This window comes from Anaerococcus tetradius ATCC 35098 (genome assembly GCF_000159095.1).
Classification (GTDB): Bacteria; Bacillota; Clostridia; order Tissierellales; family Peptoniphilaceae; genus Anaerococcus; species Anaerococcus tetradius.
On sequence record NZ_GG666296.1, the window covers coordinates 466,516 to 484,850 of the forward strand.

Below are 18,335 nucleotides of genomic sequence, written 5' to 3' on the forward strand. Positions count from 1 at the left end.
TCCAGGCGGAAGTGGCGGAGAAACACCAACTCCGACACCAGAACCACAACCAGGTCCAGGTGAAAGCGGAGGAGAAATTCCAAGTCCAAGCCCACAACCAGAGCCACAACCAGGTCCAGGCGGAAGTGGCGGAGAAACACCAACTCCAACACCAAAACCAGAACCAACACCTAACCCAGGTGAAAGTGGAGGACAAACACCAAATCCAGGAGTAGAAACTCCTCTTCCAAGTCCAGATGGTCATGAAAATCCATCTCGAGCTGAAGAAAAGCCTGGTCTAAAACCGGTACCAGTACCAAGACCAAATCAAGAATCAAATCCTAGTCAAGCTACTGGGGATAAAGAAGAAAAAGAAGAAGCTAAGGATGCCAATGAAGAAGGCAAAGCTAATAGCACTCCTAAGTCAAAGAATCCAACAAGGACAAATAAAAATGTCAAAACAGGTATTGAAACTAATCTAGCTTTCTATCTAAGTATGATAGGAGCAAGTGTGGCTGGTATTTTTGCAAGTAAAAAGAAAAAGAAATAATCTTTAAACCTCGAGTTAGACTCGGGGTTTTTCTTTTGTACTTGTCCTAGCTGGGGAACTTTCTTGACAAAGTCCATTTTCGGACTATAATAAGTTATTAATAAGGAGGAGTATATGGATACAAGAGTAGAGTCAATGGTTTATATTTTTTCTTTGCTTAGAAAGGCGATTGGTCTTAATAGGCAGAGGGCGAGTTTTTATGGGCTTAATGATTTGGAAACTCTCATTCTGATTCATCTAGGGATGAATGAGAAATTGAAGCAGAAGACGCTTTGTAATAAGTTTACTGCTCCCAAACAGACTATAAATAGTGCTATTATGAATTTGAAAGATAAGGGTTTTGTCGAGCTTGTTACTGATATGGAGGATAAGAGGGCAAAAAATCTTATTTTGACCGATAAAGGTTTAAGGAGGAGAAGCGAGATTCTCCTTCCTATTGATGAAGATAATAGGAGGATGTACGAAGATTTGGGAGGGGATAAGATAAGAGAGATTACCGAAAGCTTGGAGCTTCTGGTGGATTCTCTTGGCAAAAATTTCAATAAGGAGGATTAATGAATAGTATAATAGAATTTTACAAGTCTTTTTCCTATATCAAGAGATATATGGGAGAGTATAAGAAAAATAGAAATATTTCTAGGCTTTTTACCATACTTGAAACTATTTTAGAGCTTGCTATACCAGCTCTTATGGGTCTTAGCTTAAATGAGGCTGTCCATGGGAAAAATATATCGCTTGCTATCAAATATGGACTTTTGATGGTGGTCTTATCTCTTATAACTATGTTTTTAGGTATGGAGGCTACAAAAAATGCTGGTCTTGCCTCATCTGGGATGGGTTACAATGCAAGGGCCGCCCAGTTTGAAAATATTCAAAAGTTTTCTTTTGAGGATTTGGATTATTTTGGTGTGTCTTCCTTGTTGACTAGACTTTCATCAGATACCCAGCAGATTGCTTTTTCTATGTTTGTTTCAACTAGGTTTGTCATAAAAACCATCGCTATGGCAATAGTTGCCTTTGTCCTAGCCTTTAAATCATCTGCCAAGCTATCGCTCATATTTTTGGTGGCTGTACCAATCTTGTTTGGGCTTTTGATGGGGCTTACAACTTATGCTATACCAAAATTTAGAAAGGCAAGGTTTCAGTATGATAAGCTTAACCTAGTTATTGAAGAAAACCTAAATAATGTGCGTGTGATCAAGGCATTTTTTAGAAAAAAATATGAGCTCGATAAGTTTAAAGTTCAAAATGACAAGATGTTTGAGTATGCAGATGGCTCGCAAGGACCAATGTCTTATGTATTTCCCCTTGCTAATGTTATTTTATTTTTAACCTTTGTTTCCATCACTTATATGGGCGGAGTTGAGATTATAAATGGAAGGCTAGGAGTTGGAGATTTGCTTGCCTTTAATATGTATGCGACAATGCTTTTAGGAGCTTTTATAGGTATGAGCATGGTTCTTACTATGTTTATGTCAGCATCTCCTGGTATAAGCAGGGTAGTGGAAGTTATAAAAAGAGTTCCATCTATGGATAATGATCAAAAAATCGAGGGCCAAAAACTTCTTGACGGGTCAATTGATTTTGATAATGTTTCCTTTGCTTATGAAAAAGATTCTGATGTATGTCAACTTGAAAATATCAATCTCCATATTAAAAGTGGAGAATCGATTGGTATTTTAGGACCGACTGGTTCTGCAAAATCTACTCTAGTTCAGCTTATACCTAGACTTTATGATATAAGCAAGGGGACACTTAAAGTTGGTGGTCACCCAGTGAAGACCTATGATCTTAAAAGCCTTCGTGATGATGTGGCAATAGTCTTACAAAAAAATACTCTTTTTTCAGGATCTATTGCTGATAACCTAAGATGGGGAGATGATGGGGCAAGTCTCGAAGAAATAGAGCTTTTTAGTAAGATTGCCCAGGCTGATAGCTTCGTCAAAGACCGTAACGATTGCTATGAATCAGTTCTTGGTCAGGGTGGAGTTGGAGTATCAGGTGGCCAAAAACAAAGACTAACCATAGCTCGTGCTCTTTTGAAAAAACCAAAAATCCTTATTATGGATAACTCAACTTCAGCAGTTGATACAAAGACCGAGACAGCCATAATCGAAGGAATCAATAAATATAACAAGGATATGACAAAAATAATCATTTCTCAAAGAGTTTCATCCTTCAAATATGTAGATAGGATTGTAGTAATGAATGAAGGAAAGATTGAAGCAGTAGGTAGCCACGAAGAGCTTTATAAGGATAATGAAGTTTATAGGCAAACTTACGATATACAGGAAAAAGGAGGTGGGGATAATGAGTAATCAACACAAAATGAATGGTAAATCTTTCAGGAGGAAAGTGTCATTTGCATCTGTGGGTAGACTTTTATCCTATCTTTTTTTCTACAAGTGGCAGATGATTATAATAGTAGCCTGCGTCATTATTTCAGCCCTTACCCAAATTTGGGGGGTCAATATGTTAAGACCTATTATAGATAATTATATCCTAAAGGCTGATCTATCTGGTCTTAGGAAAGCTTGCCTACAAATGGGACTTATTTATGCAGTATCAGCTTTCACTTCCTTTATCTATTCAAGATTAATGGTTAGGGTTGGTGAAAAATCTATAAGAAATATAAGGGAGGAATTGTTTGATAAAATCCAAAAAATGCCTATAAATTTCTTTGATAGTAACCAACATGGTGAAATAATGTCAAGATTTACTAACGATACTGATGTTCTAAGCCAGGCTCTCGCTAATACTGTGCCAACCATAGTTAGGGCACTTATAATGCTTTTTGGTACAATTCTTGTTATGTTTAAGCTAAGCTTTAATCTTACCCTTACTATGCTTATAGGTCTTGTAGTTTTGCTACCTATCCTATCAAGGATTATTTATAAGTCATCAAAGGCCTTTAGAGAAGGCCAGGGCAATGTATCAATTCTTCATGGTTTTACTGAAGAAAGCTTGTCTGGACAAAAAGTTATTAAAGTATTTTCAAGAGAAGAAAAAACTATAGAAACTTACAAGGAAAAATCTGAAAATGTTAGGTCAGCCTTTGCGGGTGCAAACACCCATGCAGGTAGGATGATGCCATTTTTGATAAATATGGTCAACATCCTCTATGCAGCCATAACAGTTTATGGAGTCTACCTAACTATCCAAGGAGCTATGAGTGTAGGAGTTTTGGCAGCTTTTCTATCAAATATCAGACAAATTCAAAATCCCCTAGTAAATGTTAGCCAACAAGCCAATGCAGTCTTCCAGGCCATGGCAGGAGCTGATAGGATTTTTGAAATAATTGATATGCCAATTGAAAATGATACAGGCTTCATAGACCTAGTCCATGCAGTAGAAGATACTGATGGAAGTATAAGGGAATCTTATGAGCTTACTGGCCTTTACGCCTGGATGCGGGATGATGGCGACAAAAGGCATTACAAGATGCTTGAGGGTAGGCTTGACTTTGACAAGGTAGATTTTTCTTATGATGGCAAAAATAAAATACTAAAGAATATATCTTTTTATGCAGAGCCTGGTCAAAAAATTGCCTTTGTCGGTTCGACAGGAGCAGGTAAAACTACTATCACCAATGTTATAACTAGGTTTTATGAAATTGATGAGGGTAGGATCATGGTAGATGGGATAGATATTAGAGATATCAAAAAAGATGCCCTAAGGCGAGCTTTTGGTATGGTCTTACAAGAGGTAAATCTATTCTCTGATACCATAGAGGGCAATATCAGATATGGAAGGCTTAGGGCAAGTGAAGATGATATCAAAGCTGCTTCAAGGCTTTCAGGAGCTGATTCTTTTATCAAAAGACTGCCAGAAAAATACAAGACCTTCATCCACGGAGATGGCTCATCCCTATCAGATGGACAAAACCAGCTTATATCTATATCAAGAGCCGCCATTGCAGAGCCAGCTATGCTTATCCTTGATGAGGCGACAAGCTCAATTGATACGGCAACTGAGCTAGAAGTGACAAGAGCCATGGATAAGCTTATGACAGGGTCAACTTCTATAGTAATAGCCCACAGGCTATCGACCATCCAAAATGCAGATGTAATAATGGTAATGGAAGATGGAAGAATAATAGAAAGAGGAAGCCACGACAAACTAATAAAAGAAAAAGGCACTTACTGGCAACTCTTTACAGGACAATTAGAACTAGACTAGGGGGCAAAAGCCTCCTAGCTAGAAACTAGGCTAAAGTTTCTAACTAAGGCTTAAACAAAAATTAAATTGACAAGAAAAAAAACCTATGTTATCATAATAAGGTAACGATTAAGCCCAGATAGCTCAGTCGGTAGAGCAGGGGACTGAAAATCCCCGTGTCGGTGGTTCGATTCCGCCTCTGGGCACCAAAAAGCAGGCCTGTCCGGCCCAAAGAGGACCCTCCACGGAGTGGTCGCAGGGCCGAAGGTCCGAGAAAGCCTCCATGTGGTGGGAACAGTAAAAAATATTTATAAAAAACTTTACAAATCATGAAAAAGTAATATAATAGTAAATGTGCGGATGTGGCTCAGGGGTAGAGCATCGCCTTGCCAAGGCGAGGGTCGCGAGTTCGAATCTCGTCATCCGCTCCATTATTTTTGGCGCCATAGCCAAGTGGTAAGGCAGAGGTCTGCAACACCTTTACCCTCAGTTCAAATCTGAGTGGCGCCTCCAATACGCTCTCTTCGGAGGGCTTTTTTTGTTGAGGAGTATATGTTAGTTATAAGTAATAAGGCAAGCGATACTTTAAAGGAATTTCTAGTAAATGAAGGAATATCCTTCCTTTTAAGCAAGGATAATCCACATCTAGACCCTAGAATTGCAGATCATCCAGATCTTTCACTATTTGTTTTGGATAGGGAAAATATTCTTGTGGCAAGCGAGGTCTATGATTATTATAGAGAAAATATCAAGGGTAAAAATCTAATAAGGGGCGAAGAAGTGGCTAGGAAATATCCTAAGGATGCCATTTACAACCTAGTAAGATTTAAAAATTTTTATATCCATAATGATTTTACGGAGGAAAATATTAAGAAATTTTTTTATGAGCATGATATAGCTCATCTTAAAGTAAAGCAGGGCTATAGCCGATGTTCTACTATTGTTCTGAATGATAGCCTCCTTACTAGCGACTATGGAATTTATAAGAGCCTTAAAGATAGGGTTAAAGTAAGACTTCTAGAGGAAGATAAGATTCTCTTGGATGGCTTTGATAAGGGCTTTATAGGAGGGGCTTGTGGGCTTTATGATAATAAGCTGATTTTTACTGGAGATATTAGAAGCCACAGGTCTTTTTCTCTTATAAAGACGGCTTGTAAGGAGGAAGGCCTTGATATTTTGTATCCTGAAACAGACCTGGTGGATTTAGGATCTCTTTTGGATATATCCTAGATTAGTAGTCTCTTTTCCAGGATAAGGCTTTTTTCTTTGAGAAAAAATCGTATAATTCATTATAGTAAAGAAATAAGAAAGAGGACAGTATGAAAATTGTAAAACCATCTACAATTGCTGGGGTAATGGAGCTTTTACCTAAGGAGCAATTAGTTTTTGATAAGATTAAAAATATTATAGAAGAATCCTACAAGAAGTATCAGTTCATGCCAATCGACACACCAGTTATAGAGAAAAACGAGATTCTCTTTGCCAAGGGTGGTGGGGAAACTGAAAAGCAAATTTATGAAATAGCTTCAGAGTCAAAGGATATGAGTCTAAGATTCGACCTAACAGTTCCCCTCGCAAGATATGTGGCAGAACACTTCCAAGATTTAAACTTCCCCTTCAAACGCTATCACATAGCCAAGGTTTATAGGGGAGAGAGGAATCAAAAGGGTAGATATAGGGAGTTTTACCAATGCGATATTGATATAATTGGCCATAATAGCTTATCCATTTACAATGATGCCCTCCTTCCTAGGGTTATCTATGATATATTCGATAAGCTTAACTTCTCCGATTTGACCTTCAAGATTAACAATAGAAAGCTTTTAAATGGATTTTTTAAGTCTTTGGGTATAGAAGATTCTACAGATGTTCTTAGGACCATAGATAAGAAGGATAAGATTGGTCTTGATAATACTTATGAAGAACTTGTTAAGTTAACAAACGAAGAAAAAGCACATACTATTATCAACTTTATAAATAATACAGCTTCTAACCAAACTCTCTTGGAAAAACTTTCTGACTTTTCTGATAATGAGCTTTTCTTGGAAGGACTTGATGAATTATCTAAGGTTTACAAATACATGATCGACCTAGATATTCCAGATAAAAATATCAAGATCGACCTAGCTATAACTAGGGGTCTTGATTATTACACATCAACAGTCTATGAAACTTTTATCAATGGCTACGAAAAAATCGGTTCAGTCTGCTCTGGTGGAAGGTATGAAGACCTAGCTAGCAATTTCTCCAAGCAAAAGCTTCCTGGAGTAGGAATGTCTATTGGCCTTACCAGACTTTTCTATCAATTCCAAGAGCTTGGCCTAATAGATGATCAAATAGAAAGCTTGACAGATAGCTTGATTATTCCAATGGATGAAGAGGCTAACGAGTATGGGATAGAAGTCTTAAAGAAATTGAGATCTAGGGGAGAGGCCGTAGATATCTACCTAGAAGACGGTAAATTTAAGAAGAAGATGACCTATGCAGATAAACTGGGAGTTAAGGAAGTTATAATCCTTGGTGCTGATGAGTTGGCAAATAAAGAAGTTTCTATCAAAAACATGCAAACAGGTGAACAAATTAAAAAATCTTTTGCCGACCTATAAAAAATTTTCAAAAAATTTGAATTTCTCTATATTTTTAAAAAAATATGGGTATAAATAATATGTAGACACAAATGGAGGTATAAAATTATGACAAAATTAACAGAAACAGTACAATCAGGAGACTGGAAAGCTGAAAAGCATGTTCCAGAACTAGAGTTTGAAAAACTCGAAGGTGGAAAAATCAAGGTTACAGCTTGCGTAGGTAAAGAAATTGCCCATCCAAACGGATTTGAGCATCATATTGCTTGGATTAAGGTATTCTTCAAAGCAGAAGATAGCAAATTCCCAGTAGAAGTTGCTTCTTATCAATTCCCAGCTCATGGTGAAGGCGAAGTATTCTCTGAACCAGTAGCTTGTGGAGTATTCAAGAGCGAAAAGAATGGTACACTTTATGTCCTAAGCTATTGTAACATTCACGGTCTTTGGGAAAACTCATTAGAAGTTAAATAATTACAGAAAATAAAGGCAGGTCTTAGGACCTGCTTTTTAAATTTAAAAAATATATTAGTGTAAATGCCTATGGGAACTACCCCTAGGATTTTAGTTTAATCCTTGCAATTATTATTTCTCTTTTATAGGGATAATAATTTTAGTAACGTGCTTGTCAGCATCATCTACATCAAGGGGTGATATAAGAAATTCTTCTGCAATGGGGCCTCGTAGTTGGTAGCCCTCTTTTTCAATCCATCCTAGCATTTGCTCATGCTTTTGGTAGATATCCTTATAATCACCTATATAATAGGAGCTAGCCGCCAAAAAATCCCCCCAGTATCTGCTGAGTCTTTTATTTAGCCTGCCTGCTTCAAGGCTAGTTACCTGCATGGCAAATTCTATATCTGTATCCTTTCCGCAAAATTGTTCAAGGGGCTTAGAATGAAAGATTACGAGGATTGAACCCATCATTTCTAGACCATTTTCCGTGCATTTTTCGTAAATATCTATCCGCCTAGAAAGGGTAATGTCTGTGTGGACATAATTTTTTATAATCTTTCTTGAGAAGACGACAGGATTTTTTTCTATGTACTCGATTTTTATTGGAAAATTATTTTTATCTAAATCCTCATCTTCTACTAACTTCATCGCCCTTTTGGCCCTATTAAACCTTTCGATGGCAATATCACATGCGACTTTTCTTGCACTTAGAATTTGAATCTGCTCGTCATATTCTTTTGATTTTTCCTCTATAAGACTTTCTAAATTTGTAAGAGACTTAACATCTAGGGTATTTTTCAGGGCTTCAATAGAAAAACCAAGATTTCTGAGTCTTCTTATAATTAATAGGGTCTTTAGACTATCTTTGGTGTAGTATCTATAACCAGTATCATCATCCCTATAATTTGGACAAAACAGGCCTATTTTATCATAATACCTGAGGGTTTCTTTTGAAATATTGCAAATTTTAGAAACTTTGCCGATAGTATAAAGCTCATCCAAGATAAAATCCTCCCCTCTACATTTTTATAAATTATACACAATATCAATCTAAAATTCAATAAATTAAAGCACAATAAAAGCTGCCATAAGGGCAGCTTCTAGATAAATCTCTTATTAATTAATTTTCTTTCTTAGTTAACTCCGATAACCTTATCTGGGTTAAGAATCATATTAGGGTCAAATACTCTCTTGATTCCTCTCATAAGATCAGTGTTTATGTCACCTTCAAAGTCTTTTAGGTATTTAAGCTTTCCAGCTCCAACTCCGTGTTCACCTGAAAGTTTTCCGCCTAGGTCATAGGCTTTCTTGTAGATAACATACATGAACTCATTAACTTCATCTTTGAATTGGTCAAGTTTGTCAGCTTCATTAGAAAGGGTATAGATGTGTAGGTTTCCATCACCAGCGTGACCAAAACTTTGAACATCAAACATATAGCCTTCTGCTTCTTTATTTACAAATTCAACATACTCTGGGATTTTTGTAATTGGAACTACAACGTCACATTCATCGAGAAGCTCATATTGAGATTCAATAGCTTCAAGGAAGGAACTTCTAGCAGCCCATGCTTCTTTAAGTTGAGCTGGGGTATCAGCAACTAAAACGTCGATTGCTCCATTTTCTGTAAGAACTTCGGCAGCTCTTTCCATTAATTCGTAAATTTCTTCCTCATCATCACCATCAAATGTGACTAATAGGTAAGCATTAGCATCTGTACCTTCTATATTTTTAGGGAAAGTTTCCTTGCCGATATATTTTTCAGAAGCAAGAACTATTTTTCTTTCCATAAATTCAATAGCTTGTGGATGTAGATTAGCTTGGAAAATCTTTGGAACAGTACCAATACAATCATTTAAGTTTTCAAAAGGAACTATTAGGGAAATAGTTGTCTTTGGTGCTGGAACAATCTTTAAGGTTAGCTCAGTGATTATACCTAGAGTACCCTCAGAACCAATCATCAAATCCTTTAGAGAATAACCTGTTGATGATTTAGAAATAACTGCACCGAAATCTGTAACCTCACCTGTAGGAAGAACAACTTTCATGCCTCTAACATAATCTCTAGTAGTACCATACTTAACAGCACGCATACCACCAGCATTAGTAGCAACGTTACCACCAAGAGTTGCGAACTTTTCACCTGGATCAGGTGGGTACATATAACCCTTTGATAGACAATCCTCTGCCAAATCATGAAGAAGAACACCAGGTTCAACTCTTACAACCATGTTATCAAGATCATAATCAAGAATCTTATTCATAGTTTGCATATTAATCATTACCCCTTGTTTAATAGCAACACCAGCACCTGTAAGGCCAGTACCAGCTCCCCTTGCTATAACAGGAATCTTGTTTTCGTTACAAATCTTCATGATTGCTGCTACATCTTCAGTAGATTGAGCATCAATTAAACAATCTGGGTAACCTTCACCATAGATAGGCATCTCATCATGGAAAAAGTCTTCGTTTACTTCATCGCCTACATAAAGCTTGCCAGAAACGGCATCTCTAAGTTGAGCAATAATGTCTTCTGATATTGCGTTATAATTATTCATTTAAACCTCCTAGAAATATCATGTATCAAATATCATTGACCAATCATGACTAGATTATATCACAAGTTTTTCTTTTTGTAAAAATGTTTTCAAAAAAATTTTCCAAAAAAAACGCCCGACAAATATTGAAATACAAACCTTATACCGCTACAAGGTTTTTCGCTGGGAAAACACTATAATAATTATGATAAAGATTTGACATAATTGTTTTTTGTGATATCATGATTAGGAAAGCGTTAGCTATATAAAACTATAAAAATATTCTGCTTTATAGAATAATTATTCCAAATTAATTAATAAACTACTTGTTTATGTAGAAGAATAGGGGAATTATTTATATATATGAAATGAGCTCTTTATAGTTATGGATTTACAAGGTTTGGATTAAATTCTTGTAAAATTTTAAAATATAGCTTGACATTTGCGGCATAGATTGTTAATATAATAACATAAGAGTTAGTCTAGATTATACCGATTCTGGTGTATGACTAAGTAAATTTTATAAGGAGAGATTATGTATAAGTTAACAGATGAACAATTAGAAATGAGAACTATGTTTAGAGACTTCGCACAAAAAGAAGTTGCTCCATTAGCTATTGAGGTTGATGAAAAACACATGTTCCCAGAAGAAAACGTTGCTAAGATGCAAGAGCTAGGATTTTTCGGAATACCTTTTGCAGAAGAATACGGCGGAATCGGACTTGATACACTTACATATGTTCTAGCAGTAGAAGAGCTTTCTAAGGCTTGTGCAACTACAGGTGTTATCGTTTCAGCTCATACATCACTTTGTGCTGATTGTATTAACAAATTTGGTACTGAAGAACAAAAACAAAAATACTTAGTTCCACTTGCTTCAGGTGAAAAACTTGGTGCTTTTGCCCTAACAGAACCAGATGCTGGTACTGACGCTTCAGGACAAAAAACTGTTGCTAAGCTTGATGGAGATCACTATGTACTTAACGGAACAAAGATTTTCATAACAAATGCTGGTTACGCTGATACTTATGTAGTATTTGCTATGACTGACAAAGAACAAGGTACTAGAGGAATTTCTGCTTTCATCGTAGAAAAAGGCATGGAAGGCTTCGACTTTGGTACAACAGAAGATAAAATGGGTATCAAGGGTTCATCTACTATGGAATTAATCTTTAGAGATTGCAAAGTTCCAAAAGAAAACCTACTTGGTGAAGAAGGAAAAGGCTTTAAATATGCTATGCAAACACTCGATGGTGGTAGAATTGGTATAGCTGCTCAAGCTTTGGGTATTGCTGAAGGTGCTCTTGATAAGGCAATTAAATATGTTAAAGAAAGAAACCAATTTGGTAGACCTCTTGCTAAATTCCAAAACACACAATTCAAACTTGCTGAAATGGCAATTGATATAGAATCTGCTCGTCACCTAGTTTATAAAGCTGCATGGTTAAAAGATAACAAAGAAAGCTACACAGTAGCTGCAGCAGAAGCTAAACTAAAAGCAGCAAGAGTAGCAATGGATGTTACTACAAAGGCTGTTCAATTATTTGGTGGTTACGGCTATATCAGAGAATATGAAGTAGAAAGAATGATGAGAGATGCAAAAATTACAGAAATTTATGAAGGTACTTCAGAAGTTATGTTAATGGTTGTATCTGGTGCATTATTAAAATAGTTAATCGTTGCTTGAAAAAAAGGGGGATATATGAATATTTTCGTATGTGCGAAACAAGTTCCAGACACTAATGAGATCAAGATTGATCCTATTACAAATACACTTATTAGAAAGGGTGTTCCAAGTATTTTAAATACTTACGATTCTTTTGCCCTAGAGCAAGCTTTAAGATTAAAGGATAATGATCCTTCAATTAATATCGTAGTTATTTCTATGGGACCACCACAAGCTGAAGATATGCTTAGAGATTGTATAGCAGTTGGTGCTGACAAGGCTTATCTTGTAACAGATAGAAAATTCGGTGGATCAGATACACTTGCAACAAGCTACATCCTAGCTAATGCTATTAAAGCTGTAGCTGAAAAAGAAGGACAACCTGACTTAGTATTCTGTGGTCTTCAAGCTATTGATGGAGATACAGCTCAAGTAGGACCAGAACTTGCTGAACACTTAGGATTACCACAAGTAACACGTTCTTATACAGCAGAACTTAACGATGAAGGAATCAAAGTTTTACAAGAAGTAGAAGGCGGTTCTCAAAATGTACAATGTGTACTTCCAGCCCTTATAACATTTACAAAATTTGGTGCTGAAGAACTTAGATATCCAAAGATTAAAAACAAACTAAAAGCTAAGAAAGCTGAGATTGGTCAAATTACATTTGATGATCTAGAAGCTACAATAGATAAGACAAAGATTGGTCTTAAAGGTTCTCCAACTAGAGTAGTTAAATCTTACGCTCCAGACAGAACTAAGATTGCAGTTATGTTTGAAGACATGGAAGCAGATGAATTAGCAAGCAAATTGATGGAAGCTCTAGTAGATAAAAAGCTTATTTAAGGGGGAAGTATGACAGATTGTAAAAACCTTTGGGTACTTGTAGAAACTAATGAAGAAGGAAAAGCTGTTAGCGTTGGACTAGAATTACTAAGCCCAGGCAGAAAAATGGCTGATGTTCTACAACAAAAATTATATGCAGTTATCATTGGCGAAAATGTAGCTAATGCAAAAGAAGAAGTTAAAGCTCATGGCGTTGATGGTATCATCACCGTTGAAGGCGAAGAATATAAACAATACAACACAGATATTTATGCAAATGCAGTTTGCAAACTTGTTGAAAAATACAATCCAAATGTAATCCTAATTGGTGCTACAAATGTTGGTAGAGATTTAGGACCAAGAATTTCTTCAAGACTTGGAACAGGACTTACTGCAGACTGTACAGAACTTGACGTAGACTTTGAAACAGGAAATGTTAAATGGACAAGACCTGCTTTCGGTGGTAACTTAATGGCACAAATCCTATGTCCAGATTCAAGACCACAAATGGGTACAGTTCGTCCAGGCGTATTCTCTAAAGATGAATGTGGCGCTAAAGATGAAATAGAAGAAATTTCTGAAGATATAAAATATGACGGCGAAGTAAGAACAAGAATCCTAGACTTTATCGCAAGAGATGAAGGAGAAGACGTAGATTTAGCAGGTGCTGAATATATCGTATCTGGTGGACGTGGACTTGGTGATGCTGCAAGCTTTAAAGTTATTGAAGACTTAGCAAATGCACTAGACGGAACTGTAGGTTCTTCACGTGCAGCTGTAGATGCTGGTTGGATTTCTCACTCTCACCAAGTTGGACAATCAGGTAAAACAGTTGGACCAAAAGTTTATATAGCTGTAGGTATTTCTGGAGCTATCCAACACTTGGCTGGTATTACATCAAGTGATACAATTATCGCCATCAACAAGGATCCAGATGCGCCAATATTTGAAGTTGCTGACTACGGTATAGTAGGGGACCTATTTGAAGTAGTTCCAAAATTAACTCAACTTATAAATGAAAGAAAAGGTAAATAGTTAGATTTACCATGTAAAGAAGCTGCTTAGAATTTGATAGTTTAAAAATAGACAACATCACATTATAAGCAGCTAATTTCTAAAGATTATTGACAAAAAAATATCATAAATATAATATGTATTAGCTATTTATTGCTAAATAGGAGGCATTATGGAATACAATACAATTAAGTACGAAGTTAATGGCTATGTTGGAAAACTTACAATCAACAGACCAAAGGCACTAAATGCTCTAAATTCAGAAGTTCTTAGCGAACTAAATAGAGCTTTGTGTGAGATTAAGGAAAACAAAGACCTTAGAGTATTAATAGTTACAGGCGAAGGCAGAAGCTTTGTAGCAGGAGCAGACATCAAAGAAATGTCAACCCTTTCTCCACTTGAAGGAAAAGCTTTTGGTAAGAAGGGACTTGCTGTATTTAGAAGATTAGAAAGCTTAGAAATCCCAACTATAGCTGCTGTTAACGGTTTCGCACTCGGTGGTGGATGCGAGCTTGCTATGAGCTGTGATTTTAGAATCGCAAGTGATAAGGCACTTTTCGGTCAACCAGAAACTGGCCTTGGAATTCTTCCAGGCTTCGGTGGAACTCAAAGACTTCAAAGACTTGTTGGTCAAGGCTATGCTAAATATCTAATTTATACTAGCACAAATATTAAGGCTGAAAAAGCTTTAGAAATCGGTCTAGTTCAAGAAGTAGTTCCTGCTGATCAATTAGAAGAAAGAGTTAATGAACTTGCAAATAAGGTTGCAAATAACGCACCAGTTGCAGTTAGACTAGCTAAAGAAGCTATCAATGTTGGTGGTCAAGTTGATATTGATTCAGCTATCAAAGTAGAAGAAAACTTATTTGGTCTATCATTTGCAACAGAAGATCAAAAAGAAGGCATGAAAGCATTCTTAAATAAAGAAAAAGCAGAGTTCAAAAATAAATAATCGCTTAATAAATAATTAATAATAAAAGGAGATATTATGAAAATTGGAGTAATCGGATCAGGTATAATGGGTGGCGGAATTGTTGAAGTAGCTGCAAAATTCCACGAAGTAGTAGTAAGAGATATCAAGGATGAATTCTTAGAAAAAGCAAAAGCAAGAATCGAAAAAGATTATGCTAAACAAGTTTCTAAAGAAAGAATGACAGAAGATGAAAAGAACAAAGCGATAGCTAACATTTCCTACACAACTGAAGTTAAAGATTTAGCTGACTGTGATGTAGTAATCGAAGCTGCTACAGAAAATCCAAAACTTAAAAAAGAAATATTTAAAGAACTAGACGCAGTAGTTAAAGAAGGTGCAATCCTTGCATCTAACACATCTTCTCTATCTATTACAGATATAGCTGCAAGCACAAAGAGAGCAGAAAATGTAATTGGTATGCACTTCTTCAATCCAGTACCAGTTATGAAACTTGTAGAAGTAATTAGAGGATTACACACAAGTGATGAAACCAACAACACTATCATAGAACTCGCTAAAGAATTTGGTAAAGACCCAATAGAAGTAAAAGAAGGTCCAGGATTTGTAGTAAATAGACTTCTTATCCCAATGATTAACGAAGGAATCGGAGTTTTAGCAGATGGACTTGCAAGCGTTGAAGATATCGACAAGGGAATGAAACTTGGTGCAAACCACCCAATGGGACCTCTTGCTTTAGGAGATCTTATAGGTCTTGATACTTGTCTTGCAATAATGGAAGTTCTTTATACAGAATTTGGCGATAGCAAATATAGACCAAGCCCATTACTAAAACAAATGGTAAGAGCAGGAGACCTCGGAAGAAAAACTGGTAAAGGTTTCTACGATTACAGCAAATAAATTTTAATAGTTTTTAAAGATTAAAGAGAATATTAAAGAGAATATTAAGGAGATATTATGACAAGAAAAGTAGTTATAGCAAGTGCAGCAAGAACACCGGTAGGTGCTTATGGTGGAGCATTTAAAACAGTAACAGCTAGAGAATTAGGAGCAGTTGCAGCTAAAGCAGCTATCGAAAGAGCTGGAATTAAACCAGAAGATATTGATGAATCAATCCTTGGTTGCGTTCTTCAAGCAGGAAACGGACAAAATATAGCAAGACAAATAGCCCTAGATGCAGGTATTCCAATAGAAAAACCAGCAATGACCCTAAACATAGTTTGTGGTTCAGGCCTTAGATCAGTATCACTTGCAGCACAAATGATTATAGCAGGTGACTGTGATGTTGTTCTTGCAGGTGGTACAGAATCAATGTCTAACGCTCCATACCTATTAACAGATGAAAGATGGGGAGCTAGAATGGGAGATAAAAAAGTTGTCGATGAAATGATCAAAGACGGACTTTGGGATGCTTTCAACAACTATCACATGGGAGTTACTGCAGAAAATATAGCTGAGAAATTCGGTCTAACAAGACAAGAACAAGACGAACTTGCTGCAGGAAGCCAACAAAAAGCAGCAAAAGCTAGAGCAGAAGGAAGATTCAAAGACGAAATCGTTCCAGTAGAAGTTAAAGGTAGAAAAGGCAAAGTAACAGTTGTTGATACTGATGAATATATCAAAGAAGGTGTTACAACTGAAAGCATTTCAGGACTAAAACCAGCCTTCATCAAAGACGGTACAGTTACAGCAGCTAACGCATCAGGTATCAATGATGGTGCAGCTTGTCTTGTAGTAATGAGCGAAGAAAAAGCTAAAGAACTTGGCGTTAAACCACTTGCTACAATCGTAAGCTACGCAACAGAAGGTGTTGATCCAAAAATCATGGGTACAGGCCCAATCCCAACAGTAAGAAAAGCTCTAGAAAAAGCTAACTTAACTCTTGAAGATATCGACCTTATCGAAGCTAATGAAGCATTCGCAGCTCAAGCTTTATCAGTAATCAAAGAACTTGGACTAAATACTGACATAGTAAACGTAAATGGTGGAGCTATTGCAATCGGTCACCCAGTTGGAGCAAGCGGAGCTAGAATCCTTACAACACTTCTATACGAAATGCAAAAGAGAGACTCTAAGAAGGGTATCGCTACACTTTGTATAGGTGGTGGAATGGGAACAGCTGTAATAGTTGAAAGATAATTGAATATGATTAAGGGGTGTAGGTCTACACCCTTTTATTTTACTAGAAAACTAAAATTTCATTATAAATATTATCGTTAAAGAATAGTTCGCAAAAATTTGGGTATAATATATACTGAAAACGATTTAATAAATAAGGGGATAGAAATGGATTTTAACAAATTATATCAAGATAAATTAATAACAGCAAAAGAAGCTGCGGCGCTTGTTAAAGATGGCGACTGGGTAGAAATGGGTTGGGGAGCCCTAGTTCCAGTTGATTTCGATAAGGCTTTGGCAAGTAGAGTAGATGAACTTAAAGATGTAAAAATTAGATCAGGTGTTGTACCTTACAACCCATATGTTGGCCAAGCTGACAGCACTGGCGAGCACTTTATCTATCATTCATGGCACTCAACTGGTCCTGAAAGAAATTTGATTAATAATAATAAATATGGGGCTTATTTCATTCCTATCAAATACTCAGAAGTGGAAAGATATATAGCAGAAAATGCTCCAAGAGCAGCAGTATCAGTTATCCAAGTTTCTCCAATGGATAAGCACGGTAACTTCAACTTTGGTCTTTCAGCATCCCATGCTATGACTTCTTTTGAAAACTCTGATAAGGTAGTTCTTGAGATTAACAAAAATGTACCAGTTGGTCTAGGTGGATTTAGAAACTACATCAACATCAAAGATGTAGACTATGTTTACGAATCAACTAACTACGATATGTTAACCCTACCTGCTGCAAAATTTGGTGAAGAAGAAATCAAGGTTGCAAAATATGTCGTTGATAATCTAAGGGATGGTGATACTATCCAATTAGGTATAGGTGGACTACCAAATGCCATAGGAAGCCAAATAGCTAAATCTGACCTAAAAGATTTAGGAGTTCACTCAGAAATGTATGTTGATAGCTTCATGGAAATGGCTAAGGCAGGAAGAATTACAGGCAAGAAAAAAGATATCAATCCAGGTAGACAAGTTTATGCTTTCGCAGTAGGAAGTCAAGAAATGTATGATTACATAGATGGTAACGAAGAATTGATGGCTTGCCCTGTATCATATGTAAACGATATTGATGTTATAGCTGCTCACAATAACTATGTATCAATAAATACAGTTCTAGAAGTCGACCTTTGGGGACAAATATCTGCCGAATCCGCAGGTCCAAGACATATTTCTGGAGCAGGTGGAGCATTAGACTTTGTCTTAGGTGCCTATAGATCTAAGGGCGGTAGATCATTTATTACTCTCAAATCTTCAAGAGTAAACAAAGAAGGAAAGAGAATTTCAAACATAGTTCCAACATTCAAACCAGGTACCCAAGCAACAGCAGTAAGAAGCAACACCCACTATATTGCAACTGAACAAGGGATAGTAAACTTCAAGGGCTTAACAACCTGGCAAGCAGCAGAAGCTCTAATAAGCCTAGCTCATCCAGACAATAGAGATGAACTAATCAAAGAAGCAGAAAAATTAGGCATCTGGAGAAAATCAAATAAGTAAAAAATCA

15 protein-coding genes, 3 tRNA genes and 1 pseudogene are annotated in these 18,335 nt (G+C 36.5%); 17 read left to right on the top strand and 2 right to left on the bottom strand.

Annotated features, from left to right (window positions below; all coding sequences use genetic code 11):
* The 10 genes and pseudogenes from HMPREF0077_RS10765 to HMPREF0077_RS05180 all read left to right on the top strand — a co-directional run.
* Positions 1-529: pseudogene (locus HMPREF0077_RS10765) on the top strand (hypothetical protein); the annotation flags it as partial.
* Positions 530-643: 114 nt separating this feature from the next.
* Positions 644-1,084 (top strand): MarR family winged helix-turn-helix transcriptional regulator, encoded by a 441-nt coding sequence (locus tag HMPREF0077_RS05140; RefSeq protein ID WP_004836914.1) that lies wholly within the window; start codon positions 644-646, stop codon positions 1,082-1,084.
* The gene (locus HMPREF0077_RS05145) at positions 1,084-2,847 is read left to right on the top strand and encodes an ABC transporter ATP-binding protein (protein ID WP_004836915.1); all 1,764 of its coding nucleotides are present in this window, start codon (positions 1,084-1,086) and stop codon (positions 2,845-2,847) included. Before HMPREF0077_RS05140 ends, HMPREF0077_RS05145 begins: the two co-directional genes overlap by 1 nt.
* Positions 2,840-4,708, top strand: a complete 1,869-nt coding sequence (locus HMPREF0077_RS05150) for an ABC transporter ATP-binding protein (protein WP_040349439.1) — start codon at positions 2,840-2,842, stop codon at positions 4,706-4,708. The genes HMPREF0077_RS05145 and HMPREF0077_RS05150 overlap by 8 nt, the downstream gene beginning before the upstream one ends.
* Positions 4,709-4,820: 112 nt before the next feature.
* Positions 4,821-4,896 (top strand) — tRNA-Phe (locus tag HMPREF0077_RS05155).
* 147 nt (positions 4,897-5,043) lie between these two features.
* A tRNA-Gly gene (locus HMPREF0077_RS05160) sits at positions 5,044-5,118 on the top strand.
* Between the two features lie 8 nt (positions 5,119-5,126).
* Positions 5,127-5,200 (top strand) — tRNA-Cys (locus tag HMPREF0077_RS05165).
* Positions 5,201-5,239: 39 nt separating this feature from the next.
* Entirely contained in the window at positions 5,240-5,917 is a 678-nt protein-coding gene (locus HMPREF0077_RS05170) for a DUF6873 family GME fold protein (protein WP_040349440.1), read from the top strand.
* A gap of 89 nt (positions 5,918-6,006) precedes the next feature.
* The gene (gene hisS / locus HMPREF0077_RS05175) at positions 6,007-7,293 is read left to right on the top strand and encodes a histidine--tRNA ligase (protein ID WP_004836918.1); all 1,287 of its coding nucleotides are present in this window, start codon (positions 6,007-6,009) and stop codon (positions 7,291-7,293) included.
* 87 nt (positions 7,294-7,380) lie between these two features.
* Positions 7,381-7,743, top strand: a complete 363-nt coding sequence (locus HMPREF0077_RS05180) for a desulfoferrodoxin family protein (RefSeq protein WP_004836919.1) — start codon at positions 7,381-7,383, stop codon at positions 7,741-7,743.
* A 111-nt stretch (positions 7,744-7,854) separates the two neighbouring features.
* Here HMPREF0077_RS05180 and HMPREF0077_RS05185 read toward each other — a convergent pair whose 3' ends face one another.
* Together HMPREF0077_RS05185 and HMPREF0077_RS05190 are read right to left on the bottom strand one after the other, a co-directional pair.
* Positions 7,855-8,727 carry a MerR family transcriptional regulator gene (locus HMPREF0077_RS05185; RefSeq protein WP_004836920.1) on the bottom strand — a complete coding sequence of 291 codons (873 nt, stop codon included), beginning with the start codon at positions 8,725-8,727 and terminating at the stop codon, positions 7,855-7,857.
* Between the two features lie 131 nt (positions 8,728-8,858).
* Positions 8,859-10,283 carry an FAD-binding oxidoreductase gene (locus HMPREF0077_RS05190; RefSeq protein WP_004836921.1) on the bottom strand — a complete coding sequence of 475 codons (1,425 nt, stop codon included), beginning with the start codon at positions 10,281-10,283 and terminating at the stop codon, positions 8,859-8,861.
* 514 nt (positions 10,284-10,797) lie between these two features.
* On the opposite strand from HMPREF0077_RS05190, the gene HMPREF0077_RS05195 reads away from it, so the two are divergent.
* The 7 genes from HMPREF0077_RS05195 (at position 10,798) to HMPREF0077_RS05225 (ending at position 18,328) form a co-directional block, all read left to right on the top strand.
* The gene (locus HMPREF0077_RS05195; RefSeq protein ID WP_004836922.1) at positions 10,798-11,934 is read left to right on the top strand and encodes an acyl-CoA dehydrogenase; all 1,137 of its coding nucleotides are present in this window, start codon (positions 10,798-10,800) and stop codon (positions 11,932-11,934) included.
* Between the two features lie 30 nt (positions 11,935-11,964).
* The gene (locus HMPREF0077_RS05200; RefSeq protein ID WP_004836923.1) at positions 11,965-12,774 is read left to right on the top strand and encodes an electron transfer flavoprotein subunit beta/FixA family protein; all 810 of its coding nucleotides are present in this window, start codon (positions 11,965-11,967) and stop codon (positions 12,772-12,774) included.
* 9 nt (positions 12,775-12,783) lie between these two features.
* Positions 12,784-13,788: an electron transfer flavoprotein subunit alpha/FixB family protein gene (locus HMPREF0077_RS05205; protein WP_004836924.1), complete on the top strand. Its 1,005-nt coding sequence runs from the start codon at positions 12,784-12,786 to the stop codon at positions 13,786-13,788.
* A gap of 151 nt (positions 13,789-13,939) precedes the next feature.
* On the top strand, positions 13,940-14,719 hold the full coding sequence (locus tag HMPREF0077_RS05210; RefSeq protein WP_004836925.1) for an enoyl-CoA hydratase-related protein: 780 nt from the start codon (positions 13,940-13,942) through the stop codon (positions 14,717-14,719).
* Between the two features lie 36 nt (positions 14,720-14,755).
* The gene (locus tag HMPREF0077_RS05215; protein WP_004836926.1) at positions 14,756-15,598 is read left to right on the top strand and encodes a 3-hydroxybutyryl-CoA dehydrogenase; all 843 of its coding nucleotides are present in this window, start codon (positions 14,756-14,758) and stop codon (positions 15,596-15,598) included.
* Positions 15,599-15,655: 57 nt separating this feature from the next.
* Positions 15,656-16,837, top strand: coding sequence for an acetyl-CoA C-acetyltransferase (locus HMPREF0077_RS05220; protein ID WP_004836927.1), 1,182 nt, complete (start codon positions 15,656-15,658; stop codon positions 16,835-16,837).
* 147 nt (positions 16,838-16,984) lie between these two features.
* The gene (locus tag HMPREF0077_RS05225; protein ID WP_040349443.1) at positions 16,985-18,328 is read left to right on the top strand and encodes an acetyl-CoA hydrolase/transferase C-terminal domain-containing protein; all 1,344 of its coding nucleotides are present in this window, start codon (positions 16,985-16,987) and stop codon (positions 18,326-18,328) included.
* Positions 18,329-18,335: the final 7 nt, after the last annotated feature.